This is a genomic window from Rhizobium sp. RU35A, from assembly GCF_900156005.1.
GTDB lineage: Bacteria > Pseudomonadota > Alphaproteobacteria > Rhizobiales > Rhizobiaceae > Neorhizobium > Neorhizobium straminoryzae.
Window position 1 is genome coordinate 214,283 of record NZ_FTMR01000009.1, and the last position, 24,746, is coordinate 239,028.

The following is a 24,746-nucleotide window of genomic DNA, read 5'->3' on the forward strand; positions in this document are numbered from 1 at the left end:
CGGCGGGTCGTTCCATGGAGCGCCCGCCGATCCCTTTGCCCGGCCCTGTCGTCAGAACGACAGCTTGGCTGCGTCCTTCACCCAGTGATTGGAGACATAGGGGCTGTAATCGGCCAGCGTGCCCGGGATCTTGCCCTGCTCCTTCAGGAAGGCGGAGGTCTGAGCCACAGCCTTTGCGGTGCCGCCGCCGAGCAGGTCGGCGCCCGCCTGTTCCTCAAGGGTCGGGAAGATGTATCCCTTCAGAAGTGCAGGGACCTCGTCCTGCTTGGCGCCGGTCAGACGGGCAATCTTCTCCGCCTGCGGAGATCCGGCATTCCAGGCCTCGGGCTTTGAACGATAGGCCGCCGTTGCGTCACCGGTCACCTTGACGAAGGCCGCGACGAGATCGGGATGCTTGGTGGCAAAATCCTTGCTGACGATCCAGGCATCGAAGGTCGGGCCGCCCCACTGGGCGACATCGGCCGATGTGGCGAGAACGGTGCCGGACTTCTTGATCTCCGCCAGCACCGGGTCCCAGACGTAGGCCGCATCGATATCGCCACGGCTCCAGGCTGCCGCGATCTCCGGCGGCCGCAGGTTGAGGATCTGCACGGATTTCGGATCGATGTTCCAGTGCTTCAGGGCGGTCAGCAGGCTGTAGTGACCGGTGGACACGAAGGGCGTGGCAATCTTCTTGCCGACCAGATCCTCCGGCTTGGCGATGTTGCGGGCCGCGAGCGCCTCGGCCTCGCCGATCAGGCCGACGAGCGCGATCGTCTCGATCGGCAGTTCGCGGCTGGCGGCGGCAGCAAGTGGTGAGGAGCCGACATAGCCGATATCGAGCGAGCCGGAGGCGATGGCCGCAATCACATCCGCGCCGCTGTCGAACTTCTTCCAGTTGATCTTGGCCTTGGTGGCAGCCTCATAGGTCCCGTCGGCCTGCGGCACGCGCGATGGCTCGACGATCGGCTGATAGCCGATATTGATGGTGACGTCGGCGGCAAAAGCGCCTGTCGCCGCAAGGGTCGCGGTCAGGCCGGTCGCAAGTGCCAGCGTTGCAAGCCCGCGCCGTGAAATGGAAAACATGTCGGATCTCCCTGAATATCTTCGTGTTGATCGGTAAGACAGCGCTTATTCCGCCGCCGCCTTGAACGACTGGGCGGCTTCCAGGCCGCGCTCGAGATCGGCCAGAATGTCGTCGATATGCTCGATGCCGACCGAAAGGCGCACATAGCCTTCCGTCACGCCCGTCTTGCGCTGGTCCTCGGCGCTCAGCTGCGAATGCGTGGTGGAGGCCGGATGAATGGCAAGGCTGCGGGCATCGCCGATATTGGCCACGTGATAATGCAGTGTCAGCGCATCGATGAAGCGTCGACCGGCATCGCGTCCGCCTGCCAGCTCAAAGCCCACGAGACCACCATAGCCCCCCTTCAGGACGGCATCGGCGCGTGCACGTGCCGTACCGGTCTGCAGGCCCGGATAGATGACCTTGGTGACCTCTGGATGCCGGGAGAGGAATTCCGCCACCTTCTGCGCATTGCTGCTGTGCCGTTCGATGCGCAGCGGCAAGGTCTCGATCCCTTGCAGCGTCAGGAAGGCGTTGAAGGGGGACAGTGCCGCTCCGAGGTCACGCAGCAGGGTGGTGCGCGCCTTGATGATGTAGGCGACGGGGCCAAGCGCCCGGGTTGCTTCCACCCAGACAGCGCCGTGGTAGCTCGGATCCGGCGTGTTGAGCGCCGGCTGGCGTGCCGCAGCGGCCTCCCAATCGAAATTGCCGCCGTCGATGATGGCGCCGCCGATGGAAGAGCCATGGCCGCCGATATATTTGGTGGTCGAGTAAACGACGATGGCGGCGCCGTGGTCGAAGGGGCGCGCGAGGAGTGGCGCTGCGGTATTGTCGACGATCAGCGGAATGCCGAGCTTGCGCCCGATGGCGGCGACTTCCGCGATCGGGAAGACCTGCAGCTTGGGGTTCGGCAGGGTTTCGGCATAGTAGGCGCGCGTGCGCTCGTCGGTTGCACGGGCAAAGGCTTCCGGATCCTGCGGATCGACGAAGCGCACCTCGATGCCCTGATCCTTCAGGGTGTTGGCAAACAGGTTCCAGGTGCCGCCATAGAGGTCGGTCGAGCTGACGATGTTATCACCCGCCCGCGCCAGGTTCTGGATCGCGAAGGCCGAGGCAGCCTGTCCGGAGGCCAGAACCAGAGCGGCCGCACCGCCTTCCAGCGCCGCCAGACGCTGTTCCAGAACATCATTGGTCGGATTGCCGATACGGGTATAGATCGGCCCGAGTTCCTCCAGCGCGAAGAGGCGCGAGGCATGGTCGGCGTTCTGGAACTGGAACGACGTCGTCTGGTAGATCGGCGGCTGGACCGCCCCCGTGGCAGGATCTGCCCGCCAGCCCGCGTGCAACGCAAGGGTTTCGGAATTTGAAATCTTCGTCATGTGCCTCTCCTCTGCAGTCCCGGCGCCATCGGCGCTTCATGGACACTGAGGATGAGGATAGGTTAGTCCATAAATTCTACAGATTATAAAAATTGCGAATTTGCGAACAGAAGAGAAAAATTCGCCTCCGTCTTTGGAAGGGGCCGAAGCAGGGATGCCGCAGATGCGTTGGGCAAGCACCCGCGGACCCGGATGGCGCGCACAGCTTGCAGGACATTTTGGATGTCCCGATGGGAGGCACGGGACCAGATGGGCCCTGACACTTAACCCTGATTGTAATCCGCAAGAGATCGCCGAGACGCCCACGGGCGGAGCGGGCGCCATGCACAGAGCATCGTGCGGAGTCTGGCTGACGTGTCGGCCGTCTGAGGTCGGTTGGCGCCGCTGGACAATGCGAGGCTCGGCCGCATCCGTCAGGTTGTGCAATCGACAGGCGCGCACCAAATTTTCCCGATCGTTTCCGACTTACGCAAATTCATTGCTTATAAATCTACAAAATACATAGAATAAATAATCTCCGATAAATTGTTGGAGATGCCCATGCCCTATCAGCTCAGTCTTCTGGATAAAAGTCCGGTTCGCGCAGGAGACAGCGCCGTGACCGCGCTGGCGAACACCGTCAACCTTGCCAGGCGCGCGGAAGAGCTGGGTTATCGGCGCTTCTGGGTGGCGGAGCATCACGGCACCACCGAACTGGCAAGCTCTGCACCGGAGGTGCTGGTCAGCTGGATCCTCGCCAATACCTCGCGCATCCGCGTCGGCTCCGGGGGCGTCATGCTGCAGCATTACAGCCCCTACAAGGTTGCCGAGACCTTCAACCTGCTGTCTTCTCTGGCGCCTGGTCGCGTCGATCTCGGGATCGGCAAGACGCCGGGTGGTCTGCCGAATGCGACGCAGGCCTTGCAGGTCTACCGCGCGGAAAAGCCGGATTTTGCCGCCCAGCTCGCGGCATTGACAACCTATCTGGATGAAGCCGTCCGCGTCGGACGGGATCCGGCGCGCCCGGTTGCGGGGCCGCAGCCGCCCGTCAGCGCGGAGCGGTTCTTGCTGGGGGCAAGCCCGGACAGCGCGCGGCTGGCCGCGCAGCAGGGCTGGCATTTCGTCTTTGCCGGTCACCTGAACGGCGATCCGGAAAACCTTCGCCTCAGCCTGGAGACTTTCCGCGCCGAAAGCGGTGGCAAGAGCGCCATCCTCGCGCTGGCCGTGCTCGCCTCCACCGATGCGGCACGCGCCGCGGAACAGGTGGCGGACCTGAAAGTCTTCAAGGTCTTCCTCGACAACGGACAGTCCGTCAGTCTCGGGCGGCGGGAGCAGGCGGAGGAATTTGCCCGGCAGGCCGGCGCGAAGAGTTTCCGCATCGAGGAGCGCAAGCCGAGCATCCTGCACGGGACGCCGGAGACGATCCACGCCGAGCTTGCCGATCTCTCGGCCCGCTACGGCATCGAGGAATTCATCCTCGAGCCGCCCGCCGTCAGCGCCGACGAGCGGCTGGCATCCATCGAACTTCTGGCGCGCCAGCCTCTTTCGGCGGCCGCCTGACCTCGGAGCATCATCCCATGAGCAAGAAAATCACCTTCGGAATCATGCTACAGGGCGCTGGCGGCCATATGAACGCCTGGCGCCATCCCAAAAGTCCGGTCGATGCCAGCGTCAACCTCGCCTTCTTCCAGAGCGTCGCGCAGAAGGCGGAAGCCGCCGGCATCGCCTTCGGCTTCGTGGCCGACGGGCTCTACATCAACGAGAAGTCGATCCCGCATTTCCTCAACCGCTTCGAGCCGCTGACGATCCTGTCGGCGCTTGCCACCGTCACCAGCCGCTTCGGGCTGGCGGGCACCGTTTCCACCTCCTACAGCGACCCCTTCACGGTGGCGCGGCAGTTCGCCTCGCTGGACCTCATCAGTGGCGGGCGGGCCGGCTGGAATGCGGTGACCACGCCGCTGGAAGGCACTGCGCGCAATTACAGCCGCCAGCATCCGGAACATGCGCTGCGCTACGAGATCGCCCAGGAATATCTGGAGGTGGTGAAGGGCCTGTGGGACAGCTGGGACGATGACGCCTTCGTGCGCGATCGCGAGACCGGCCAGTTCTTCGACCGCGAGAAGCTGCACCGGCTCGATCACAAGGGCCGCTTCTTCTCCGTGGAAGGGCCCCTCAACATCCAGCGATCTCCGCAGGGCCAGCCGGTCGTCTTCCAGGCGGGGTCTTCCGATGCCGGCATCGGCCTTGCCGGTCGTCACGCCGATGCCGTTTTCACCAATTCGGTGTCGCTGGAGGAAAATCGCAGCTTCCTGCAACGCGTGAAGCAGGCGGCGGTCGCGCAGGGGCGCTCTGCGGATGACGTGAAGATTTTCCCGGGCATCGGTCCGGTCGTTGGCCGCACGCAAGCGGAAGCGGAAGAGAAATACCAGATCATCCGCAATCTGATCACCATCGAGGAGGCGCTCGCCTATCTCGGTCGCTTCTTCGATCATCACGATTTCAGCGTCTATCCACTCGACGCCCCGTTCCCGGACCTCGGTGACATCGGCAAGAACAGCTTCCGCTCGACCACCGATCGTATCAAGCGTGTGGCCCGCGAAAAGGGGCAGACGCTGCGCGAGGCGGCGCTCGAGGCGGCCACGCCGCGTGAAGGCTTCGTTGGTTCGGCCGAGACGGTGGCCGACACGATCATCGACTGGGTGGAAAACGGTGCCGCAGACGGCTTCATCCTCGGTTTTCCGGTGATTGCCGAGGGTCTCGACGATTTCATCGAACTGGTCATCCCGATCCTGAAGGCGCGCGGCTATTTCGACGGTCAGCTGACCGGTGCCACACTGCGCGAAAATCTCGGCCTGCCGTTCAAGCCAAGCCATTACGCCAGGCTGGAGGCCTGGGAAAAGGCCCGCGCCTGACGCCCGGCCGTCAAAGCCAACCCTGCCGCGCAAGCTTTGGAGTCCTGTCATGAATGTTCATGTGAACGGCGGTCGCCCGGGCGATCCTGCCGGGGTGATCGATTTCGCCTTTCTCGATGAGATCATCGCCCTGCGGCACGATCTGCATCGCCACCCCGAACTCGCCTTCGAGGAGAAGCGCACCGCAGGTGTCATCGCCCGCTACCTGCTCTCCTATGGCTACACCGTGCAGGAAGGCATCGGGGGCACCGGCGTGGTCGCCACGCTGAAGCGCGGCCGGGGATCGAAGCGCCTCGGCATCCGCGCCGATTTCGATGCGCTGCCCATCACCGAGGAGACCGGGCAACCGTTTACCTCGGAGAATGCGGGTGTGATGCATGCCTGCGGCCATGACGGGCATACGGCCATTCTGCTCGCCGCGGCGCGTTATCTCGCGGAAGAAGTCGCCTTCGAGGGCACGCTGGTTCTGATCTTCCAGCCGGCGGAAGAGATCGGCGCCGGGGCCAAGGCGATGATCGGGCAGGGCCTGTTCGAGCGCTTCCCCGTCGATGCGGTCTTTGGCCTGCACAACTGGCCGGGGGTGGCGGCGGGCAGGTTCGGCTTCGTGGCGGGGCCGGCCATGGCCTCGGTGGATCAGGCGCTCATCACCGTTCGCGGCAAGGGCGGCCATGGCGCGTCTCCGCATGAGGCTGTCGATCCGGTGCTCGCCTCGGCAAGCCTCATCACGGCGCTGCAGAGCATCGTGTCGCGCAACATCGATCCGCTGGAAACGGCGGTCGTGACGGTCGGCTCCATTCACGGCGGCGCCGCCTCCAACGTCATTCCGGAAAGCGTCGAGCTGAAGCTGACCCTGCGCGCCTTCACCGAGGAGGTCCGGGCGAGGCTGGAGACGCGGGTGCCGGCGCTTGCGCGCTCCCAGGCCGAAAGCTTCGGCGCCTCGGCCGAGGTCAAGTATCGGCGCGGCTTTCCGGCCGTCGTCAACGATGAGGCCGAGACGGCCTTTGTCCGGGACGTGGCCGAGCGCAACTTCCCGGCCGGAACGGTGATTGCCGATTTCCGGCCGCGCACCGCCAGCGAGGATTTTGCCTACATGCTGCAGGCGCGTCCCGGCGCTTACGTCTTCGTCGGCAATGGCGAGGGCGCGCCGCTCCATAGCCCCCATTACCGCTTCAACGACGACATCATCGCGCCAGCCGCAACCCTCTGGGTGCGGCTGGCCGAGACCTTCCTGTCCTGATCTGCCACGATCCAAGGAGAACGCCATGAGCGATCATTTCCATTACACCAGCCCGCTCGACCCGCTGGCGGCGCCGCTGCTGGAGCAGCTGACGTTCGAATATGACAGCCGTTACGGCAGCTTCTTCGATGCCGAGGGCGCGAAGAAGGAAATCAACCGCTATCCGGCCGAGGTCTTCCAGCCGCCGCACGGCAATTTCCTGCTGCTGCTGCGGGAGGGCAGGGCCATTGCCGGCGGCGCCTTCATGGCCCATGCCGACGAGGGAACGGCGGAGTTCAAGCGGATCTGGACCGACGCAACGCTGCGCCGCCAGGGTCTGGCGCGCAAGGTGCTTCTGGAACTGGAGGCCCAGGCGATCCGGCAGGGATACCACCGGGTCTATCTCACCACCGGCTTTCGCCAGCCGGAGGCGGTCGGCCTTTATCTCACCAATGGCTACACCGCGCTGTTCGACACCACGGCTGCGCCGGAAACCATCGTGAAGCTGCCCTTCGAGAAACACCTGAAGGTGGAGCGCCATCGTCCTGCCCATTCCCTGCAGCGTCCCGTGGCGGACGTGCGGCCGAGCGCATGAGGGGCTTTCGCATGGCTGTCACAACAGATTTCGTCGAGACGGGCGTGGCCAGCGCGTCCTCCTCGTCCCGCCCCCGCACCGGTTTTGCCCAGTACAGGATCGTTCCGGCCCGCTATCCGGCCCGCACCGCCGGCACGCTGTTTGCGCTTCTCGTCATCGGGGTCGCGCTGCATTCGGTGTTCACCAATCCGCGCTGGGGCTGGGATGTCTTTGCGCAATGGTTCTTTGCAGAACCGGTGCTCGTCGGCCTCGGCCGCACGCTGCTGCTGACCCTGCTGGGCACGATTTCAGGCTTCACGCTCGGCACGGCGCTCGCTCTGGCGCGCGTGTCCCGTTCGCCGCTGCTGTCAGGTCTGTCCTGGACCTATATCTGGATCTTTCGCTCCATTCCGCTCGTCGTCCTGCTGCTGATCCTCAACAATCTCGGCTATCTCTACGAGACCGTGACGATCGGCGTGCCCTTTACCGGCATCAATTTCATCAGCTGGAACACCACGCAGATCATGACGCCGTTTGCCGCGGCGCTGCTCGGCCTGACGCTGAACCAGGCCGCCTTCGCCTCCGAGATCATCCGGGGCGGCATTCTCTCGGTCGATCAGGGACAGCTCGAGGCGGCCGCCGCACTCGGCCTGCCGCGGGGCCGGCAGGCGAGGCGCATCATCCTGCCGCAGGCCATGCGCTCCATCCTGCCCACCGCCTTCAACGATATCATCGGGCTCGCCAAGGGCACCTCGCAGGTCTACATCCTGGCGCTGCCGGAACTGTTCTACACGATCCAGATCATCTACCGTCGCAATCTGGAGGTCATTCCGCTGCTGATGGTGGCGACGGTCTGGTATCTCGTCATCCTCACGGTGCTGTCGCTGGTCCAGCACCATATCGAACGGCATTATGCCCGTGGCGCGCTGCGCACGCTGCCCCCCTCGCTGCTCTCGCGCCTGTCGCGGCGCCTTGCCGGAACGCATCAGACGCGGAGCGCTGTTGTCGCAACGCAGGTGGACCGTTCGGTCAGCATCGCGCCGCTTCACGCGCATGGCGGCGACGTGACGATCCAGGGCGTCTCCAAGAGCTTCGGTCCGCTGAAGGTTCTCGACGATGTGTCGTTGACGCTTGCGGCGGGCAGCGTCACCGTCATCCTCGGTCAGTCGGGCTCCGGCAAGTCGACGCTGCTGCGCTCGATCAACCATCTCGAACGGGTCGATGAAGGTTTCATTGCCATTGACGGTCAGCTGGTCGGCTATCGGCAGGAGGGCGAGACGCTCTACGAGCTGAAGGAGAAGGACATCCTGAAGCGCCGCGTCGAAGTCGGCATGGTGTTCCAGAACTTCAATCTCTTCCCGCATCTGACCGTTCTCGACAACATCGTGGAGGCGCCCGTCACCGTGCGTGGGCTTGCCCGCGAACAGGCCGAACGGGAGGCGCGCGAGCTTCTGGCCCGCGTCGGCCTGGCCGACAAGGCGGATGCCTATCCGCGCCAGCTCTCCGGCGGCCAGCAGCAGCGCGTTGCCATTGCCCGCGCCCTTGCCCTCAAGCCCAAGGTTCTCCTGTTCGACGAGCCGACCTCCGCGCTCGACCCGGAGCTGGTGGGCGAAGTGCTGGAGGTGATCCGCGAACTTTCCCGCTCCGGCACCACGCTGGTGATCGTGACGCACGAGATCGGCTTTGCCCGCGAGGTGGCGGATCTGGTCGTCTTCATGGAGCAGGGACGCATTCTCGAGACCGGTACGCCGGACAAGCTCTTCAACACGCCGGACCATCCGCGCACTGCGGAATTCCTGGCCAAGGTTCTCTAACGAAAACATCAGAGGAACACCTGACATGTCTTATTCCAAAAGTATTTTCAGCACTGTTGTGGCGGGCCTTGTCGCCCTTGCCGTATCCGTCGCCGGTATCGCCCATGCGCAGGAGGTCGATCTTTCGCCGGAGCAGAAGGGGCGCGTGCGGGCGCAGAAGGTCGAGGCGGCGATCAAGCTGATCCCGGCCGGCTTCACCTTCGTGACGCCCGGCAAGCTGACGGTCGCAACGGTTCCCTTCCGCCTGCCGCTGGTGGATTATGCGAGCGATACCAGGACCCCGATCGGCATCGAGCCGGATCTGGCCCAGCTGATCGCCGACGGGCTGGGGTTGCAGCTGCAACTGGTGCCGATTGCCTGGGCCGACTGGCCGCTGGGTCTTGCCTCCGGCAAGTATGACGCCGTGATCTCCAACGTGACGGTGACGGAAGAGCGCAAGGAGAAGTTTGATTTCTCCAGCTATCGTAACGACCTGCTGGGCTTCTATGCCGCCAGGGACGGCAAGGTGAAGGCGATCTCGAAGCCGGAAGACGTCGCCGGCCTGAAGGTCATCGTCGGCGCCGCGACGAACCAGGAGCAGATCCTGCTGCGCTGGATCGAAGAGAACAAGGCCAAGGGCCTGCCGGCAACCGAGGTTCAGTATTACGACGACCAGGCGGTGCTTGACCTCGCCCTGCAGGCCGGCCGCGCGGATGTCTATCTCGGTCCGAATGCGACAGCGGCCTTCCAGGCGCAGAAGGAAGGCAAGACGCGGCTGGTTGGAACCTTCTCCGGCGGCTGGCCGCTGACGGCGGAAATCGCGGTTGCAACCCGCAAGGGATCCGGCATCGCCGATGCCTTCACGGCGGTTCTGAACGAAGAGATCAGGCAGGGCAACTACACCAGGGCCCTGGCGCGCTGGAACCTGACCTCCGAGGCCATCACGGAATCGAAGACCAATCCGCCCGGTCTGCCGAAGAAGAAGTGATTGTGGGGGCGCGCCCCCTGGCGCGCCCTTTTCCCGTTTCAGAAGCTGGAGACTATCATCGTGTCGATGGTTGATAAAATTGGTCGCAGTCTCGCGACCGCATTGGTTCTCGTCGCTCTCGGACCCGCATCGGCGGTGCGTGCCGGCGCGGACAGCGTCTACGACCTGTCACCCGAACAGACGGGGCGTATTCATGTGAAGCCCAATCCACAAGCGATCGCCGCCGTTCCCGCCGATTTCAGGTTCGTGACGCCGGGCACCTTCACGGTCGCCTCGGCCGTCGGCGGCCCGCCGCTCAACACCTATGCGACGGATGCCAAGACGGTCGTCGGCGCCGATCCCGATCTTGCGTCTGCCATTGCCGAAAGCCTTGGCCTGCGGCTGACCATCATTCCCGTCGCCTGGGCCGACTGGCCGCTCGGCCTCAGCTCCGGCAAGTATGACGCGGTGATTTCCAATGTCGGCGTCACCGAGCAGCGCAAGGAGAAGTTCGATTTCTCCAGCTATCGCAAGGGCGGCCATGGTTTCTTCGTGCGGCTCGACAGCAAGATCGGACCGATCAGCGAACCGAAGGATGCTGCCGGGCTTCGCATCATCGTCGGCGCCGGCACCAATCAGGAGCGCATCCTGGTGCGGTGGAGCGAGGAGAACGTCAAGGCGGGCCTGAAGCCGATCGAGCTGCAATATTATGATGACGAGGCGACGCAGTTGCTTGCGCTGCAATCGGGCCGCGCCGACGTCATCGTGCAGCCGCATTCCACGCTGGTCTTCATCGCCAACCGTGACAAGAACATCAAGCGTGTCGGCTTTCTCTCCGCCGGCTGGCCGGAACGCTCGGATGTGGCGATCACCACCCGCAAGGGATCCGGTCTCGCCAATGCCCTCACGATTGCCACGAACGGACTGATCGCCAGCGGCGACTACGCAAAGATCCTCGACCGCTGGCAGTTGAGCGAGGAGGCCCTGGCGAAATCCGAGACCAACCCGCCCGGCCTGCCGAAATACTGAACGCGCATCCCCGCTTTGCTTTCAAAGGTTTCCCCACCATGGCTCTCTCCATCGCCCATATCGGCTTCCTCACCCCTGGCAATTATCCCGATAACGATCCGGCGGCGGGGCTCGAGGAGACGCTGAAACTCTTCGAGGCCGGCGAGGCGCTGGGTTTTGACAGCGCCTGGGTGCGTCAGCGCCATCTGGAGCATGGTGTTTCCTCCGCGCCGGTGTTTCTCGCCGCAGCCAGCCAGCGCACGCGGCGGATCGAACTGGGGTCTGCCGTGATCCAGCTCGGCTATGAAAGTCCGTTCCGGCTGGCGGAGGACCTTTCCATGGCTGATTCCCTCGCAGGCGGGCGGTTGAATGTCGGGGTCAGCGCCGGTCCGCCGCTGCATGCGGAGCTGGTCGCGCCATTGGTCTTCGATGGCGACTGGCGCAGCTTCGATTTCTCCTACGGGCGGGTGGAGCGGCTTCTCGACAGCCTCTCCGGCCATTATCTGGGCGATGGGGAAACCTATGTTCTCTCACCCGGCAACCGCCAGCGTGCCCGCCTGCAACCCTTTGCGCCGGGTCTCAGGGACCGGGTCTGGTATGGCGGCGGCTCGCTTCGCTCCTATGAATGGACAGGTTCGAAGGGCCTCAACCTGATGATCGGCAGTCTCACCTCCGGCGATGTGTCCGACCGGTTCGAGGAGGCGCAACTGGCGCAGCTCAGAGCCTATCGCGCCGCCTTGCCGCCCGGCCGCACACCGCGGGTGGCGGCAGGCCGCGTGATCGTGCCGACCGATAGCGCCGATGCAAGAACGCGGGCCCGCTACGCGACCTATGCCGCCAGCCGGCATGAGCGGACACTCTCGCCGCAAGGCCCGCGCCGCACGTTGTTCAGCCGCGATCTCGTCGGCAGTTCGGATGAAATCATTGCCCGCCTTCAGGCGGATCCGGTTCTGTCCGAAGTTCAGGAACTGCGCCTTGAGCTGCCTTACGAATTCGCGCTGGAGGAGTATCTGCAGATCATTACCGATTTTGTCGAAAAGATCGCCCCGCAGATCGGCTGGCAACGTCGCACCGGGGCAGAGCATCCCGATCCCCGGAGTTTTCGAGATCCGGCAATCCGGGATGCCGAGCGCGGGCGTTTCGCACCCTAGGCCTGCCATGCCTGCGAGGATGAAGGGGGCTGCCATCCGGATGGCCGTGAAGACGGTGCGACGGCATGGATCGCAACGGAGGGCGGAATGCGGCTGACGGTCCGTCGCGCCGCCACGAGATCTGCAAAGGGATACCCGGCGAGGACGGGCGAGGGCATGGGAAATCCTTTCATGGCCCTTGCGAGGGTATGGAAATGCAGACCGGGGTCCAACTTTGGAATGGGCACTCTCGATATAATATTAAATTTATAGAAATAATTCATCCAAATCGGAGGTATTGGAATGAAGTCGATCATTCGTCTGGCCGCTGCCCTGGCCCTGGTAGGAGCAAGTCACGTCGCCGCCCTTGCGGCGCAGATCTCGGAAATCCGGATCGACTGGGCGACCTACAATCCCGTCAGCCTTGTCCTGAAAGCCGACGGCGTTCTGGAAAAGGAATTCGAGAAGGATGGCATCAAGGTTACCTGGGTGCAGTCTGCCGGCTCCAACAAGGCGCTGGAATTCCTCAATGCCGGTTCCCTTGATTTCGGCTCGACGGCTGGCGCCGCTGCCCTGATCGGTCGCATCAACGGCAATCCGATCAAGTCGGTCTATGTCTATTCGAAGCCGGAGTGGACGGCGCTGGTGACGCGCAAGGATACCGGCATCACCACGGTGGCGGATCTGAAGGGCAAGGCCATCGCCGTGACACGGGGCACCGATCCGCATATCTTCCTTGTGCGGGCGCTCGCGGAGGCGGGACTGACGGAAAAGGACGTGTCACTTGTCCTGTTGCAGCATGCGGATGGCCGCCTCGCACTGAAGCGGGGAGACGTGGCGGCCTGGGCGGGCCTGGATCCGATCATGGCATCGGCCGAGATCGAGGATGGTGACGTTCTCTTTCACCGCAATCCAGCCAACAACAGCTGGGGTGTGCTGAATGTTCGCGAGGAATTTGCGGCCCAACACCCGGACATTGTCAGGCGTGTGCTGCGGGCCTACGAGCAGGCGCGCGCTGAATCGCAAAAGAACCCGGCCAAGCTGAAGGCTGAACTGGTCGCCGCCACGAAACTGCCGGAGCCCGTGATCGAGCGTCAGCTGCAGCGGACCGACCTCAACCATTCCGCGATCGGACAGGAGCAGGCGGGCACGATTGCCGCCGCCGGCCTTGCCCTGCAGAAAGCCGGGGTGGTGAAGGCCGATGTGGACGTTGCCGCCACCGTCTCCCAGCTCATCGATCCCTCCTATCTGCCTGTCGGGGTGGGCCAGTAATCTTCGGAGCCGCACGACATGGCCTTTCTGGAAGCCGTCTTTCTCAAACGCCAGCCGGGCGATGATCTGCCCTTGCGGCAGGGTGCTTCGCTTCTACAGCTGCTGAAACCGGTCCTGATTTCCGTCCTGTTTCCGCTGCTTGTGCTCGCAGGCTGGGAACTCGGCGTCCGGTCCGGCGTGATTGGAGGGCGGCTGATGCCGCCGCCCTCGCGCGTTCTGACGGCGCTCTCATCGCTTGCCGCCTCGGGAGAACTCTCGATGCATATCGGGGTCACGTTGCGGCGCGTGCTTGTGGGCTTCGTGACGGGCGCGGCAGCGGGCACGGTGCTCGGGGCGGTGACCGGTTCCTCGCCCATGGCGTCGCGTCTTCTCGATCCCACGCTGCAGGCACTCAGGGCCATCCCTTCCATTGCCTGGGTGCCGCTGTTCATCCTGTGGTTCGGTATTTTCGAGACCTCCAAGGTTGCCCTGATCGCTGTCGGCGTCTTCTTTCCGGTCTATCTCGGGGTGCATGGGGCCATCACCGGCGTCGACCGGCGCATCGTTGAGGTCGGGCGTGTCTTCCGCCTGTCGCGGCTGGGGCTTGTCCGCAGGATCCTGCTGCCGTCCATCCTGCCAAGCTATGTGCTGGCCCTGCGCGCGGGCCTCGGCCTTGGCTGGATGTTCGTGGTTGCTGCCGAATTCATGGGCGCATCGGAGGGGCTGGGCTATCTTCTGGTTGACGGACAGCAACTGGGCAAGCCGGATCAGATCATTGCCGCCATCCTCGTCTTCGCCCTGGTCGGCAAGGTGACGGATACCGTGCTTCTGCTCTGCTCCGCCCCGTTCCTCGCCTGGCAGGATACGCATCAGGGGAAACGGTAATGCTCGATATCCTGCGCCTGTCGAAGATCTATCCCAACGGGACCCGCGCGCTGGAAGCCTTTACGCTGAGCATCAGCAAAGGGGAGGTGGTGGCCATCATCGGCGGTTCCGGATGCGGCAAGAGCACGCTTCTGCGCCTGCTCGCCGGCCTGGAAGAGGCCAGCGAAGGGACGGTCAAGCTGCGCGGCCGCCGGCTGCACAAGCCGGATCCTCTCGTGAATGTCGTGTTCCAGGAGCCGCGCCTGTTTCCGTGGTTGAGCGTGGCCGACAATGTGGGCTTCGGCCTGTCCCATCTTGCCGCGGACAAGCGGAAGACGGCCGTTGCACAGGTTCTCAAAAGGCTGGGGCTCTCGGGTTTTGAGGGGCGCTGGACCAAGGAATTGTCCGGCGGTCAGGCGCAGCGGGTGGCGCTCGCAAGAGCGATCGTGACAATGCCCTCGGTCCTGCTGCTGGACGAGCCCTTCTCCGCGCTCGACGCCATGACCCGGGAAGACCTGCAATCCCATCTGGTGGATCTCTGGCGGGATTTCGGCTCCACCATGGTGCTGGTGACGCACGATATCGAGGAAGCGATCTTCATGGCGGACAGGGTGGTCGTGATGCGTCCGTTCCCGGGGCGCATTCTCGCTGAAGTCCCGATCGATCTGCCTCGGCCGCGCGATCGCATGAGCGAGGGCTTTACCCTGATGCGCCGGCATCTGTCGGAACTGCTCGTCCAGTCCCTTGGCGAACAGCGTACCGCCGAACCCGCCTGAGGCAGGACCGCCACCGCATCATCACGAGCGTTTCCAATTTTCAATCGAAGCTTCTCAAACGGGATCTATCTCCCCACGTGCGGAGGAACCGCGCAGATCATGACGTCAGCCGCCTTCGTGTGGGGTCTATCTCCGCAGGTGCGGAGGAACCGGCAACAGCGTGTGCCCGCCGGTTGCCAAGGCGGGTCTATCTCCGCAGGTGCGGATGAACCGACGAGATCGGGCCTCCCACGACGCACGCCCCGGGTCTATCTCCGCAGGTGCGGAGGAACCAGTGGCTGCCCGAGGAAGAGGCACCATTCGAGGGGTCTATCTCCGCAGGTGCGGAGGAACCATGGAGGTAGCGAAGGCAAAAGGCCTCGATCCGGGTCTATCTCCGCATGTGCGGAGGAACCCGCACGGACCGCGCGATAGAAATCGGCGTGGTGGGTCTATCTCCGCAGGTGCGGAGGAACCTTTGCGCGCCATTGCTGTTCGTCATATTTCGGGGGTCTATCTCCGCAGGTGCGGAGGAACCTCTGGCCTCTAAGTGCCTGAAAACCTGTACAATGTCAAAGAACAGTCAACGATCAAGGGTTGACGTTTGCGAGAGGCCGCCTCACCAGCAGCATCGCATCATGCGCCACGATCTGCTTGGGAGGTTCGCCAAGCGTGGACAAGCCAAGGCCGCCATGGGCGGCGCTGTCGGCCCAGGTCATGACGATGCTGCCCTGCCGCAGCTGGCCATGCCAGTCCACCATGACATCCCAGATGCGGGTTCGAACGCCTGCGCTCATGCGGGGATGGGCATAGACGCCGGCAGAGAGTTCCAGCATGACCGAACCGAGAAACCCGCGATAACGGGCCTCCACATCGCGGGTCATGATCACCACCATCGGCATCAGTCTTCGTCCTCGTTTGCCGTTTCGGTCCGGGGCGCGTCCGGACCCACCAGAAGCTTGATCCGGTCAATCATCGTGGGAATGACGTCGCGCTGGCGAAACAGCCTGGCAGCACGCTGTCGGGTCAGCCGTTCCACCGGCTCGCCTGTCTTCAGCGCCTCGCTCGCGGCCCCGAATGCGATGTCCAGCGTCACGTCATGGCGGTAGAGATCGGCAATATCGAGCACGAAGGATTGGCCGGAATCCTCGTGCACGAAACCCAGTTGCGGAATGGCGCCAACGCTTGCCACCGCAACCGCCGCGGCGGCCCGCATGGCGCTGGCGGCGTGGTTGATCGCCTGGTTGGGCATGTCGCCGGCGTTCGGATTGTTGCGGTCGTAGTTGCGCCCCTTCCAGGGCACGCCGTGGCGCTCCGCGGCCAGTTGATAGCTGCGCTTGATGCGCGCGCCTTCCTGCCCCCGCAGCACCTCGATGTCGCGGGTGCGCACGATCTCATCGAAGCGGATGGCATACATGGCGCGCGCCACCTCCATGCGCCTCTTCGGGTCTGCCCAGCGGTGCACCTGCTCGCGGGCAAGCGCGGAGGTGTCCGGCATCAGGGGCGGCGCGGTGTAGAAGCGCACCGCACCCTCGCCGATCGCCGCCAGCGCACAGCCGTGGCGCGCCAGCAGCCGAAGGGCATCGTGGGTGACGCTGGAGCCCGGCCCCAGCAGGATGATCGAAAGCGCCTGGTGCGGGATCTGGTAGTCGCCGGCGGCAAGCTCGCCGCCGCCGGCCGTCACGAAACGCAGGCAACCGTCTTCCACCTCCAGCCGTCCTCGGTCGAGCCAGACGAGACCGTGCCTGTCCGCGTGGGGAATGCGGGCCTTTTCCAGCCCAAGCCGACCGATCAGCATGTCAGGACCCTCCGGGGCGCAGCAGCAGCATGCCAAAGCCATAGGCCGTGTGACGCCCGACGCCGGAGGCGAGAAGCGTTTGAAATGCTTCCCCATTCGTGACCGTCAGTTCGCCATGGAAGATCGCATCCGGCCCCTCGGACATCGCTTCCTTGCCGTGGCTATCGTTGCGTTGAACCCGGTCGCGGGCAAAGCGCGTCATTCTCGTCGCCTGCCGGTCGAGCACGCAGGCGCCTTCAAGGCGTTCGGCAAGCCAGTCGAGATAGACCTCCTCGCGTGAAAACGATCCCGCATCCTCCGGCACACCATCCGGGAATTGCCGCAGCCGGGCAATCAGAAAGGCATCCACCTCGCTGCCCTTCTTCATCGGCCCGCGCAGAGCCTCACCCTTGAGCTGCCGCCGGTTTTCTTCGCGACTCCACCCCTCCAGCGGCTTCAGCAGCCTGCGGACGGGCCGCACGCGCAGATCGAAGGCCAAGCGTCTGCCTTCCCGCCAAATGGCTGGCATCTCCCGCAGCGCCAGATGCGGGGTTCCCAGGGCGTTCAGCAGTTCCGGTGCCGCAAGCTCCAGATTGTCCCGCAGCGTCTCTTCGGTAGCTTTCGTATAGGCATAGAGCGTTGCCCCATGTCCCTTTGGCGCCGGCATCAGACGAAATGGCTGCAACAGGCTCTTTCCAAAGGCTTCGCTGAGGAAATGGTGCAAGGCGCGCCCCTCATCGGCTTCAAAGCCGCGAAACGCCGCCAGCCGGCGAAATTCGCGCAAATCGACCGGCAGGCTTGCAAGATGAAGCGTGCTCATGAGGCCACCTCTTGCGGCATCACAAAGCCCTCGATCACCCTGCGATGACCGCCATGCAGGCCGCTTTTCCAGTTTCTGAGGTCCGGCAGGTCATGGATGCGGGTCACGGCTTCGCCCTCGTCGGGGCCTTCTCCCGGTGGCCAGAAGGCGCGCAGCCTGCTCCTCCGGTCCTTCCTGTCGGCGGCTGGCAGGCGAGACAGTGCGGCATAGGCAGAGGGCGCATCCACGAACCAGTTTTCGCGCCGCGCAGCCAGCATTGGCCGCGAGGGCAGGCAAGGCTTGCGGCCGATGAAGAGCGGCCGCGCCGGGCGATAAAGCGCTTCCGCCAGCCTGTCCAGATCCGGCGCCTCATCGCACGGGGCCAGCCGAACCGCGATCATGATGCGCGCATCCATGTGGTAATCCCGCTTGCGGCGATGCGGCGCGCCATAGCTTGCGCCATCGCGCCCTTCCACAAGGCCCCAGGTGGTCCAGCCTTTGTCGTGTTTTTTCAGCTCTGCATTCTGCATGTCGGTCAAAATGCCGGCGGGCCTGTCGCGATCGATACGGGCGGCAAAGACCAGCCGATCCTGCAGCGCCTGATGTTTCTCCGTCTCGGTGCGTGTCCAGCCAAGCGCATTGGCAAACAGCCCCGTCAGCATGGAGGCGGCCGGAAAGTCGCGCGTAACCCCGATCTGGTCGATGACGACACCGCCAAAGGCGAGCAGCGGCGCCTCCAGATCGAGGATCAGCCACCGTTTGTCAGTCATCGGCATCGGGTGCATCCTTCACCTGTCCGGCGGCCCAGGCTGCCAGCTCCGAAAGCGGCGTCTTGTCGATGCCGGGCAACTCGCCCTCGATGCTCAGATGACGGCGCGCTTCGCCCGTCGCATAGGCTTCGTCGAAGGCCGCCAGCTGCCGCGCCAGCGCATCACGCCCCTTGGCGAAACTGTGGCCGACAGCCTCGCGATAGGCCGTCGACAGCGAACGCGGCTGGCGGTCTCCCGCCTCCACCAGCATCAGTTCCGCCCGACCGTAAGGGGCCGTCGAGCCAAGCTTGGCACCGGGAGACACTTCCGCAATCAGATAGAGAAGGTTGTGCACCACGCGGGCGGCCAGTTCGCGATCCTCGCCGCAGTTTTTGATCAGCCCCGGCAGGTCGATCACCACATAGCCGTAATAGAGGCCGGAGGTGAGTTCCGTTTCCTGGATCGTATCGGCGCCGCTATCATCATCATCGCGTTTCAGATCATCGACGGCGGTGAAGTAGTCGTCCTCGCTCTCGGCGGGATGAATGGTGAAGGCGTGCGCCACATGCACCGGCGCATCGATGTTGGCGGCAGGATCGGAGGTCACCATGCGGCCGAAGAGAGCGGCAGTCAGGCCGCCCGGCAGGCTTGCGCCCTCGGTCATCGTCTTGAAGTTCTTGTCCTTCGCCCAATCCGCGACAGCCTTTTCCGCAGCCTTGGCATCAGCGGCTGATGCGGCAATCTCTGCGGCGCGCGCGGCAAGCCAGGTGATTTCCGGCTCGCCGAGCAAGAGGGTCTGACGGCTCTTCTTTCCTTTTGCGCCACTGTCGCCGTAGACGAGCTTCTGGAAGGCCGGTTCCAGCGCATTCACGATCTCATCGGCAAAATGGCCCCGCAACGGCTTGATCACCTTTTCCGTCACCAGTTCGCGCGAACGGAAGCTATCGACATAGCCGGCAAGCTGTTTCAGCGCGTGCGGATCATTCTCTGCCTTGCGCCAATGGCGTTTCAGACTTTGCGAGGAAATGCGGGTACGGGTCGTGCCGCCATAGACGAGGCGCTTGGCCTGGCCGGTATCGTCGCGGTTCAGCAGGGCGGCCGTATAGCTATGCAGCGTATGGATTTGCAGAAAGCGGGGCTTGGTCATGTGTCTTCTCCCTTTGCCTTGACGGCAGCAATGCGATCGGATGCGGTGTAGTAAGCGGCTGCGAGCCGGCGCAGCGGCCAGACGTCGTCCACGAAGAGAAGCTGGCGGATATCCAGACAATTCACGCCGTTTTCCATCTTGCGCGCAATGAAGCGGGCAATGCCTTCCAGTGCCTCTCCCCGTCGGGCAAAGGGCAGGACCATGAAAGTGGCCAGCCGCTTTTCCGAAAAGCCAGCTTCGGCCAGAACCTTCCCAAGCGGTTCGCCGAGCCGGTGAAACGGTGCTCTTGACGCGACTTCGCCTCGCGGCGCAAGCAGTGCCAGAATGCGGACAAAGAGCATGCCGGTGTCGTTGCCCGAGAGCTTGAACGCCTCGTTCTGCGCCAGCCTCCAGAATTCCAGTTCTCCCGGCCCGTCGATATCCATTCGGCGCAAACGGGCCAATTGTCCGGGATTGAGTTTCATCAGCTCACCGACAAGGTTGGCGACCGCGGATTTCAGGTCGTCATCTTGTGTCTGGACGGCCTCAGGCATGTTCCGTCACCTCTCTCGCATGTTGATCCGTGAACACTTCGGGATAGTTTTCGCGCAGATCTGCCGCTCGAAGCGCCCGCCTTGCCCGCACTTCGGCTCTGAAGCGATAGAGCGAGTGGCAGGGCATGTCCGGCAGGAACTGCTCGAAAATCAGCTGCGTGCGTTCCCAGAGCCGGCGGGCGAAGACGAGCGCTTCCGCTTTTCTGGCAGCCTCGTCCATGGACTCGACCGCGAAGCGCTGCCACAGATGCTCGAAGAAGATGGTATCGGCGAAGCGGTCGAGTGCGGTGCGGGCAGCTGTCGTCAGGGCATAGCTGTCGCGATTGATGCGCTCTTTTTCGCCAGAGGCCGCAGCCAGCACCAGCGCATAGGCCAAAGCCTTGTCGAAACGGTCGATGGCCCTGGTCTGCTCCTTTGCAATCTGTCGCAGGGTTTCCTGCGATTGCGCAGAACCCCAGCCGCGCAAAATCTGCCGATTTTCCAAGGGAACGATGCGGGTGCGGAAACCGCCCGTCTTCGAGTTGCCGCGCGCCAAGGCCTGTGCCGTGATGGCAAGCGGCGCATCCGGCCCCTCGAAGGAGGCGCGATGGGCCAGAAGCGGCAGCACCCATTCCCCGGAAAACAGCAGTCTGGTCAGCGTCCGATAATCGAAATCCCCGTCGTCCCCGATCGTCAGGCTTTTGCCTTCAGTCTTGTGGATCGGTGCCCAGGGATCATCCATATTGCCTTTGAGCGCCTTGGCGGCGATGCGGGTTTCGCGCGAGGTGCCTTTGACTGCCGTGATGCGTCCGTCACGGTTTGACAGCCGCACCCGGCGGCACACCTCGATGAACCAGATGTCGAGATCTTTCAGTTGCAATTGATCGCCTTCCGGCCAAGGCGCCAGCCAGGTCAGGCCAATCCCGCCATCCGCATAATCGATTTGGGTGTTCTGCAGAGCGCGCTCCCGCGTTTCCAGAAGAACCCGCAGATCCCGCCGGAACCACGCACCGGGCCGCACGGCCATGGTCTTGCCCCTCGCCAAGGGCGCAAGGCTCAGCATGGCGCGGGAGGAGGAACCGCCGTTCATGCGGACAATGCCCTGATTGCCGGCCCCGCCATAGCCTTCGCCTGTTTGCAGCGAGACGAGCGCAAACAGCCAATCCTGCGGCGATGCGTTTCGCGCCATCCTCTGTTTCAGATCGTGGTTGCGCGAGGTGATGAGAAGATCCAGTCCATCGGCGGTCTCGACATCATTGCCAAGCTTCACGCCTTCCGGCACGGCCGGTTGCAGAAAGGCAGGCTTCGACCAGTCCTCGACCACCAGACACCAGGGTTCATCTTTCGGGTAATCCGGTGTCAGGCCCCGCAGCAGCGTCAGCCATTCGTCTTCCCGCTCGGGAATATCCTCGCGCTCGGCCTTGTGAAGCGCAAGTGCCGCCAGTTGCACCAGAAACATATGCCAGGCAGGTGCCTGATGCGGCCGCAGGGCCGGAAAGCTCTCGATGTCGTCCCGCGCCAGGGCGGCAAGAACGCCGGGAAGCGTGAGGTTTCGATCAGGTCTTACCGCTATCAGTGGCTCTTCAATGAGATTTATCTGGACCAAATTTATCCCTCCCGCATCAGACCCGTTCGCCCGTAGCGAAAGGCCGCATCGTTGATCCTGAATGTGATTGCGCCATCAACCACTTGCGGCTCGACCGGCGCTTCGGAAAAGGCGCCCTGCCAGTGCGAAGGCAGGGTGATGCCGGTGATCTGTTCGCCGAAGGGGCTGGTGACCGGCGCGGCAAAGTCGATGCGCGCACCCTCCGCGCCAAGCCGGGTGCGCACCTTTTCCTCCACATCCGCAAACGGCGGCAGGCTCGTGAAATCGCACTCGACAGGAAGCCGCAGATGTTTGGCCGATTGGGCATCGGCGACATCCTTGCCGTAAACGCCGTTCCAATAGGCCTGCCACAGTGGGCCGAGTTCTGCGCTCAGCGCGTCGATGCGCTCGGGATGCGTGGCGCTTTCCACGAGAAGGCGGTTCATCTCCGGGATCACCCAGGTGGGGTGATCGCGCACCAGCCTGCGCGTCAACTCACAGGCATGCAGGTTGCGATAGACGCCGCCGCCATCGCGGAACTGTCCAAGACCATTTTCGAATGCGGGCTTTGCCAACCGGTCCAATCCGTCCTCCGGCGACAGAACCAGGCATTGCGGCGCCTCGAAATTTTCCGGGCGTCCCAACTCATGGCGATGCAGCCGGCCGATCCGCTGAAGCAGCACATCGACCGGGCAGAGATCGGTGATCAGCAGATCGGCATCGATATCGAGGGACTGCTCCAGTGTCTGGGAACCAACGATGATGACGCCTTCTGCTTCACGAATTCTGGTGTCAGGGCTGAGAAGGCGCTCCACATGGGCGTCAAGAAGCCTTCGATCTTCGGCGGCAAAGCGCGAATGGTGCAGGGCTGCCCCGCCCGCCACCTGCATGAGAAGAGTTTCGCCACCCAACTCGCGCACCGCTTCGAACGTCTCCTGCGCCGCCCGCACCGTGTTTCGGATGACGAGAACCTTTGCGCCTTGCCGGGCGGCTTCGATGGCGTGCCTTGCCGCAAGTTCGCCCGACCAGCCTGCCACAAGTGCCAGGGCAACCGCCTTGCTGTGCTGGCCCGCGCGATCGACGCCCTGCAGACCATCCCGGCGACCCCAGACTGCGGGGTAGGGTGCCGCGATGGCGGTCTCGAAGTCCTGTCGTTTTCTGCTCCTGTTATCCGTGCTCAGCCATTTCACGCGGGCTTCAGCGCCAAGCGTGGCAGACATCAGCATGGCATGGCCGCCGCGCTCCAGATGCATCGTCAGCAGATGGCTCTGGATATCGGTCATGTAGGGATCCGAGGAATGGATCTCGTCGATCACCAGCAGCGAGCGGGAGAGGGCCGCTGCGCGCAGATGCGCATGCTTGACCTGAAGCGCTGCCAGCATGACCTGATCCACCGTGCCGACGGCAACGGTTGCGGCCAGATAACGGCGCCCGCTTTCGGCCGCCCATCGCGCAATGCGCCGGGCTTCATCCGGATCATCGTCCCACAAGACCTCGAAGGCCGGGAGTGTCTTCCCCGATATGTCGCCCGAGCGGAGATAGCCGGGCACGGCCTGCACGGCTTCAGGCGCCTCTTCCCCCATCAGCCGTCGCACGACATCATTCACCCGCTGATGGATCTGGCGTGCCGCCGCACGCGTCGGCAGCGCGAAATAGAGGCTGTCCACCCTTCCGGCTTCGAAGAGTTGCGCAAACCGCCAGAGGGCGGCTTCCGTCTTGCCGGAGCCCGTTTCCGCTTCGAGAATGACGAGCGGATCATCCAGCGACCACGCACCGGTGACTTCTTGGGCCGGACGCGGTTTCTTGCCGTCGGACAGCAGTTCGAACCGCGCCTTGCCTTCGATTGCGCTTCGCCAGCGCTGGACATCCAGACCGATGCCGGCAACCGCACGGGTGGCCTGTTGCCGGGCGCGCTCCATGTAATCGGGGTCACACCCGGCGACGAAGGGAAAGAGGCTCTGGGTCGAGCCCAGCCAATCGGACAGCGACACCAGCCCGCAGAACAGATGCTGGAAATCGGGCCGATCGGGAAGCGGAGCGCCGCCTGCTGCAAAGGCAAGCGGGAACCAGGCCCGCATCAAGCCTCCCAGCTGGCGCGCTGCTGCCAGTGGCGCGTAATCAGGCCGGAGAACGGCTTCCCATCCCTTTCCGGCCTTTGGCTCTACGGAAAACGGGCGCCCATGATGCGCGATTGCCGCAAAAAGAAGACCGAGGCTGACACCCCAGCTGTGGAGTGCTGCGACATTGAGAGCGTCCGCCAAGGCGCCATCCTGGACCCTGTCGAAGATCGCCGCGCCTTCCTGGACGTGACCGTGCGGGGTGAGCGGTGGCCAGGAGATGCCGGCGATATCTCCCTTGGCCTGGAAGCCGGGATGAAGTTTGCCGCAATCATGCAGAAAGGTGAGTGCCGCAAGGCGGGAGATATCGGTCTCCGTGAGGGCGCGACCCGCCGATCGCTCCATCCGGTTACGCACCACCGGCAGTTTTGCCAGGGCCTCGAAGCAGGCCGCAACGTCTGCGCAGTGATGCGCGAGATGGTGCGTCAACCCAAACGATGACTTTCCCCAGGGAAGCAGAGGCTCCACCGGTACTCCCCCAGTTCATGATATTGCACAACCAAAAGAGTGATTTTTCGAATCATGCGCAACTATTATGTTCCATGTCTCACAGGAAATCGGGCGCAAGTATTTCCTCGCACGGAGCAAAATCGTAAAATGTGCAAGGCTGGCGTATCGATGTTGCAGCGGCGCAAGACAATACGCATCCTCACGGATCAGAACTCATACCAAGTGTCGATGATAGGAACCCAGAGGATCGGCTCGAGCGGCCTTTCTGGCGTCGCCAAACTCCTCGACCGATGCGAAAGCATCGCCCCTTGCGCAGCGCCTAGCCAGAAACCGGCAATAAGCCATCCTATGGGTTCCTATCATCGCCCCCTGGTATGAGTTCCGTGTGGAAACCAAAAGCAAGGGCCAAGCATTCGTTGCAATTCCTTCGTAAGCGCATTCTTTAGTTTGCTCTAAAATTTAATTATAAAATCTGGTTGAATATCTGTAACGGCGACCACACCGACATCTAGACTTCCATTTTATGGATCTGTATTTCTAAAGAAATCTAGGGGAATCAATTGGTATTTTTTACTATTAAAATATACGAGTTGATTGAAAATATCCAGAAGGTGTTGCTGACGCGAGGCTGCGCCGGGGGGGTTTGGACATGGTCGATCGGTCTCGCCACTGGTATCCGGTGTTGGCGCGCTTTTCCCGCACGCTGACAGTTTCCGTTGTTTCGGGAAGTCTGGTTC

22 protein-coding genes and 1 CRISPR repeat array are annotated in these 24,746 nt (G+C 63.4%); of the genes, 11 read left to right on the plus strand and 11 right to left on the minus strand.

All coding sequences use genetic code 11. The features are described from left to right. Positions 1-51: 51 nt before the first annotated feature. Positions 52-1,065 (minus strand): taurine ABC transporter substrate-binding protein, encoded by a 1,014-nt coding sequence (gene tauA, locus F3H95_RS19845; RefSeq protein WP_149747271.1) that lies wholly within the window; start codon positions 1,063-1,065, stop codon positions 52-54. A gap of 45 nt (positions 1,066-1,110) precedes the next feature. After that, a complete protein-coding gene (locus F3H95_RS19850; protein WP_142880687.1) occupies positions 1,111-2,424 on the minus strand; it encodes a PLP-dependent transferase in 1,314 nt (437 codons plus the stop codon). A gap of 540 nt (positions 2,425-2,964) precedes the next feature. Here F3H95_RS19850 and F3H95_RS19855 point away from each other — a divergent pair. From F3H95_RS19855 to F3H95_RS19905, 11 genes are all read left to right on the plus strand, one after another. Next, complete coding sequence (locus F3H95_RS19855; protein WP_142880688.1) at positions 2,965-3,963, plus strand: MsnO8 family LLM class oxidoreductase; 999 nt, start codon at positions 2,965-2,967, stop codon at positions 3,961-3,963. Positions 3,964-3,980: 17 nt separating this feature from the next. After that, entirely contained in the window at positions 3,981-5,315 is a 1,335-nt protein-coding gene (locus tag F3H95_RS19860; protein ID WP_149747272.1) for an LLM class flavin-dependent oxidoreductase, read from the plus strand. A gap of 49 nt (positions 5,316-5,364) precedes the next feature. Then, the gene (locus tag F3H95_RS19865) at positions 5,365-6,552 is read left to right on the plus strand and encodes a M20 aminoacylase family protein (protein WP_149747273.1); all 1,188 of its coding nucleotides are present in this window, start codon (positions 5,365-5,367) and stop codon (positions 6,550-6,552) included. A gap of 25 nt (positions 6,553-6,577) precedes the next feature. Further along, entirely contained in the window at positions 6,578-7,126 is a 549-nt protein-coding gene (locus tag F3H95_RS19870) for a GNAT family N-acetyltransferase (RefSeq protein WP_142880691.1), read from the plus strand. 11 nt (positions 7,127-7,137) lie between these two features. Next, positions 7,138-8,919 (plus strand): amino acid ABC transporter permease/ATP-binding protein, encoded by a 1,782-nt coding sequence (locus F3H95_RS27655; protein ID WP_149747274.1) that lies wholly within the window; start codon positions 7,138-7,140, stop codon positions 8,917-8,919. 25 nt (positions 8,920-8,944) lie between these two features. Beyond that, positions 8,945-9,886, plus strand: a complete 942-nt coding sequence (locus F3H95_RS19880) for an ABC transporter substrate-binding protein (protein WP_149747275.1) — start codon at positions 8,945-8,947, stop codon at positions 9,884-9,886. Positions 9,887-9,952: 66 nt separating this feature from the next. Continuing rightward, positions 9,953-10,894: an ABC transporter substrate-binding protein gene (locus F3H95_RS19885; RefSeq protein WP_142880693.1), complete on the plus strand. Its 942-nt coding sequence runs from the start codon at positions 9,953-9,955 to the stop codon at positions 10,892-10,894. Between the two features lie 38 nt (positions 10,895-10,932). Continuing rightward, positions 10,933-12,024, plus strand: coding sequence for an LLM class flavin-dependent oxidoreductase (locus tag F3H95_RS19890; RefSeq protein ID WP_142880694.1), 1,092 nt, complete (start codon positions 10,933-10,935; stop codon positions 12,022-12,024). Positions 12,025-12,306: 282 nt separating this feature from the next. Then, positions 12,307-13,275, plus strand: a complete 969-nt coding sequence (locus tag F3H95_RS19895; protein WP_142880695.1) for an aliphatic sulfonate ABC transporter substrate-binding protein — start codon at positions 12,307-12,309, stop codon at positions 13,273-13,275. Between the two features lie 18 nt (positions 13,276-13,293). After that, positions 13,294-14,139 carry an ABC transporter permease gene (locus F3H95_RS19900; RefSeq protein WP_149747276.1) on the plus strand — a complete coding sequence of 282 codons (846 nt, stop codon included), beginning with the start codon at positions 13,294-13,296 and terminating at the stop codon, positions 14,137-14,139. After that, complete coding sequence (locus tag F3H95_RS19905) at positions 14,139-14,894, plus strand: ABC transporter ATP-binding protein (protein WP_149747277.1); 756 nt, start codon at positions 14,139-14,141, stop codon at positions 14,892-14,894. The genes F3H95_RS19900 and F3H95_RS19905 overlap by 1 nt, the downstream gene beginning before the upstream one ends. 61 nt (positions 14,895-14,955) lie before the next feature. Then, a CRISPR array of direct repeats spans positions 14,956-15,411; the repeat unit is 29 nt; unit sequence GGGTCTATCTCCGCAGGTGCGGAGGAACC. A 52-nt stretch (positions 15,412-15,463) separates the two neighbouring features. On the opposite strand, the gene cas2e is transcribed toward F3H95_RS19905, so the two are convergent. From cas2e to F3H95_RS27375, 9 genes are all read right to left on the minus strand, one after another. Beyond that, entirely contained in the window at positions 15,464-15,775 is a 312-nt protein-coding gene (gene cas2e / locus F3H95_RS19910) for a type I-E CRISPR-associated endoribonuclease Cas2e (protein WP_149747278.1), read from the minus strand. Further along, positions 15,775-16,671, minus strand: coding sequence for a type I-E CRISPR-associated endonuclease Cas1e (gene cas1e, locus F3H95_RS19915; protein WP_149747279.1), 897 nt, complete (start codon positions 16,669-16,671; stop codon positions 15,775-15,777). The genes cas2e and cas1e overlap by 1 nt, the downstream gene beginning before the upstream one ends. A 1-nt stretch (position 16,672) precedes the next feature. Further along, positions 16,673-17,470: a type I-E CRISPR-associated protein Cas6/Cse3/CasE gene (locus F3H95_RS19920; protein WP_149747280.1), complete on the minus strand. Its 798-nt coding sequence runs from the start codon at positions 17,468-17,470 to the stop codon at positions 16,673-16,675. Next, positions 17,467-18,225 carry a type I-E CRISPR-associated protein Cas5/CasD gene (gene cas5e / locus F3H95_RS19925; RefSeq protein ID WP_210248573.1) on the minus strand — a complete coding sequence of 253 codons (759 nt, stop codon included), beginning with the start codon at positions 18,223-18,225 and terminating at the stop codon, positions 17,467-17,469. The genes F3H95_RS19920 and cas5e overlap by 4 nt, the downstream gene beginning before the upstream one ends. Beyond that, entirely contained in the window at positions 18,212-19,345 is a 1,134-nt protein-coding gene (gene cas7e, locus F3H95_RS19930; protein ID WP_149747281.1) for a type I-E CRISPR-associated protein Cas7/Cse4/CasC, read from the minus strand. Before cas7e ends, cas5e begins: the two co-directional genes overlap by 14 nt. Further along, positions 19,342-19,878: a hypothetical protein gene (locus F3H95_RS19935; protein WP_149747282.1), complete on the minus strand. Its 537-nt coding sequence runs from the start codon at positions 19,876-19,878 to the stop codon at positions 19,342-19,344. The genes cas7e and F3H95_RS19935 overlap by 4 nt, the downstream gene beginning before the upstream one ends. Further along, positions 19,871-21,463 carry a hypothetical protein gene (locus F3H95_RS19940; RefSeq protein WP_210248574.1) on the minus strand — a complete coding sequence of 531 codons (1,593 nt, stop codon included), beginning with the start codon at positions 21,461-21,463 and terminating at the stop codon, positions 19,871-19,873. The genes F3H95_RS19935 and F3H95_RS19940 overlap by 8 nt, the downstream gene beginning before the upstream one ends. A 2-nt stretch (positions 21,464-21,465) precedes the next feature. Beyond that, on the minus strand, positions 21,466-24,027 hold the full coding sequence (cas3, locus tag F3H95_RS19945) for a CRISPR-associated helicase Cas3' (RefSeq protein ID WP_149747283.1): 2,562 nt from the start codon (positions 24,025-24,027) through the stop codon (positions 21,466-21,468). A gap of 503 nt (positions 24,028-24,530) precedes the next feature. Next, positions 24,531-24,746: hypothetical protein (locus tag F3H95_RS27375; RefSeq protein WP_210248576.1), on the minus strand; the 216-nt coding region annotated here is incomplete at its 5' end.

Excerpts from the sequence above, each read along its gene's own strand:
- tauA (WP_149747271.1), bottom strand. The coding sequence starts at position 1,065 with ATGTTTTCCATTTCACGGCGCGGGCTTGCAACGCTGGCACTTGCGACC.
- F3H95_RS19850 (WP_142880687.1), bottom strand. The coding sequence starts at position 2,424 with ATGACGAAGATTTCAAATTCCGAAACCCTTGCGTTGCACGCGGGCTGG.
- F3H95_RS19855 (WP_142880688.1), top strand. The coding sequence starts at position 2,965 with ATGCCCTATCAGCTCAGTCTTCTGGATAAAAGTCCGGTTCGCGCAGGA.
- F3H95_RS19860 (WP_149747272.1), top strand. The coding sequence starts at position 3,981 with ATGAGCAAGAAAATCACCTTCGGAATCATGCTACAGGGCGCTGGCGGC.
- F3H95_RS19865 (WP_149747273.1), top strand. The coding sequence starts at position 5,365 with ATGAATGTTCATGTGAACGGCGGTCGCCCGGGCGATCCTGCCGGGGTG.
- F3H95_RS19870 (WP_142880691.1), top strand. The coding sequence starts at position 6,578 with ATGAGCGATCATTTCCATTACACCAGCCCGCTCGACCCGCTGGCGGCG.
- F3H95_RS27655 (WP_149747274.1), top strand. The coding sequence starts at position 7,138 with ATGGCTGTCACAACAGATTTCGTCGAGACGGGCGTGGCCAGCGCGTCC.
- F3H95_RS19880 (WP_149747275.1), top strand. The coding sequence starts at position 8,945 with ATGTCTTATTCCAAAAGTATTTTCAGCACTGTTGTGGCGGGCCTTGTC.
- F3H95_RS19885 (WP_142880693.1), top strand. The coding sequence starts at position 9,953 with ATGGTTGATAAAATTGGTCGCAGTCTCGCGACCGCATTGGTTCTCGTC.
- F3H95_RS19890 (WP_142880694.1), top strand. The coding sequence starts at position 10,933 with ATGGCTCTCTCCATCGCCCATATCGGCTTCCTCACCCCTGGCAATTAT.
- F3H95_RS19895 (WP_142880695.1), top strand. The coding sequence starts at position 12,307 with ATGAAGTCGATCATTCGTCTGGCCGCTGCCCTGGCCCTGGTAGGAGCA.
- F3H95_RS19900 (WP_149747276.1), top strand. The coding sequence starts at position 13,294 with ATGGCCTTTCTGGAAGCCGTCTTTCTCAAACGCCAGCCGGGCGATGAT.
- F3H95_RS19905 (WP_149747277.1), top strand. The coding sequence starts at position 14,139 with ATGCTCGATATCCTGCGCCTGTCGAAGATCTATCCCAACGGGACCCGC.
- cas2e (WP_149747278.1), bottom strand. The coding sequence starts at position 15,775 with ATGCCGATGGTGGTGATCATGACCCGCGATGTGGAGGCCCGTTATCGC.
- cas1e (WP_149747279.1), bottom strand. The coding sequence starts at position 16,671 with ATGCTGATCGGTCGGCTTGGGCTGGAAAAGGCCCGCATTCCCCACGCG.
- F3H95_RS19920 (WP_149747280.1), bottom strand. The coding sequence starts at position 17,470 with ATGAGCACGCTTCATCTTGCAAGCCTGCCGGTCGATTTGCGCGAATTT.
- cas5e (WP_210248573.1), bottom strand. The coding sequence starts at position 18,225 with ATGCCGATGACTGACAAACGGTGGCTGATCCTCGATCTGGAGGCGCCG.
- cas7e (WP_149747281.1), bottom strand. The coding sequence starts at position 19,345 with ATGACCAAGCCCCGCTTTCTGCAAATCCATACGCTGCATAGCTATACG.
- F3H95_RS19935 (WP_149747282.1), bottom strand. The coding sequence starts at position 19,878 with ATGCCTGAGGCCGTCCAGACACAAGATGACGACCTGAAATCCGCGGTC.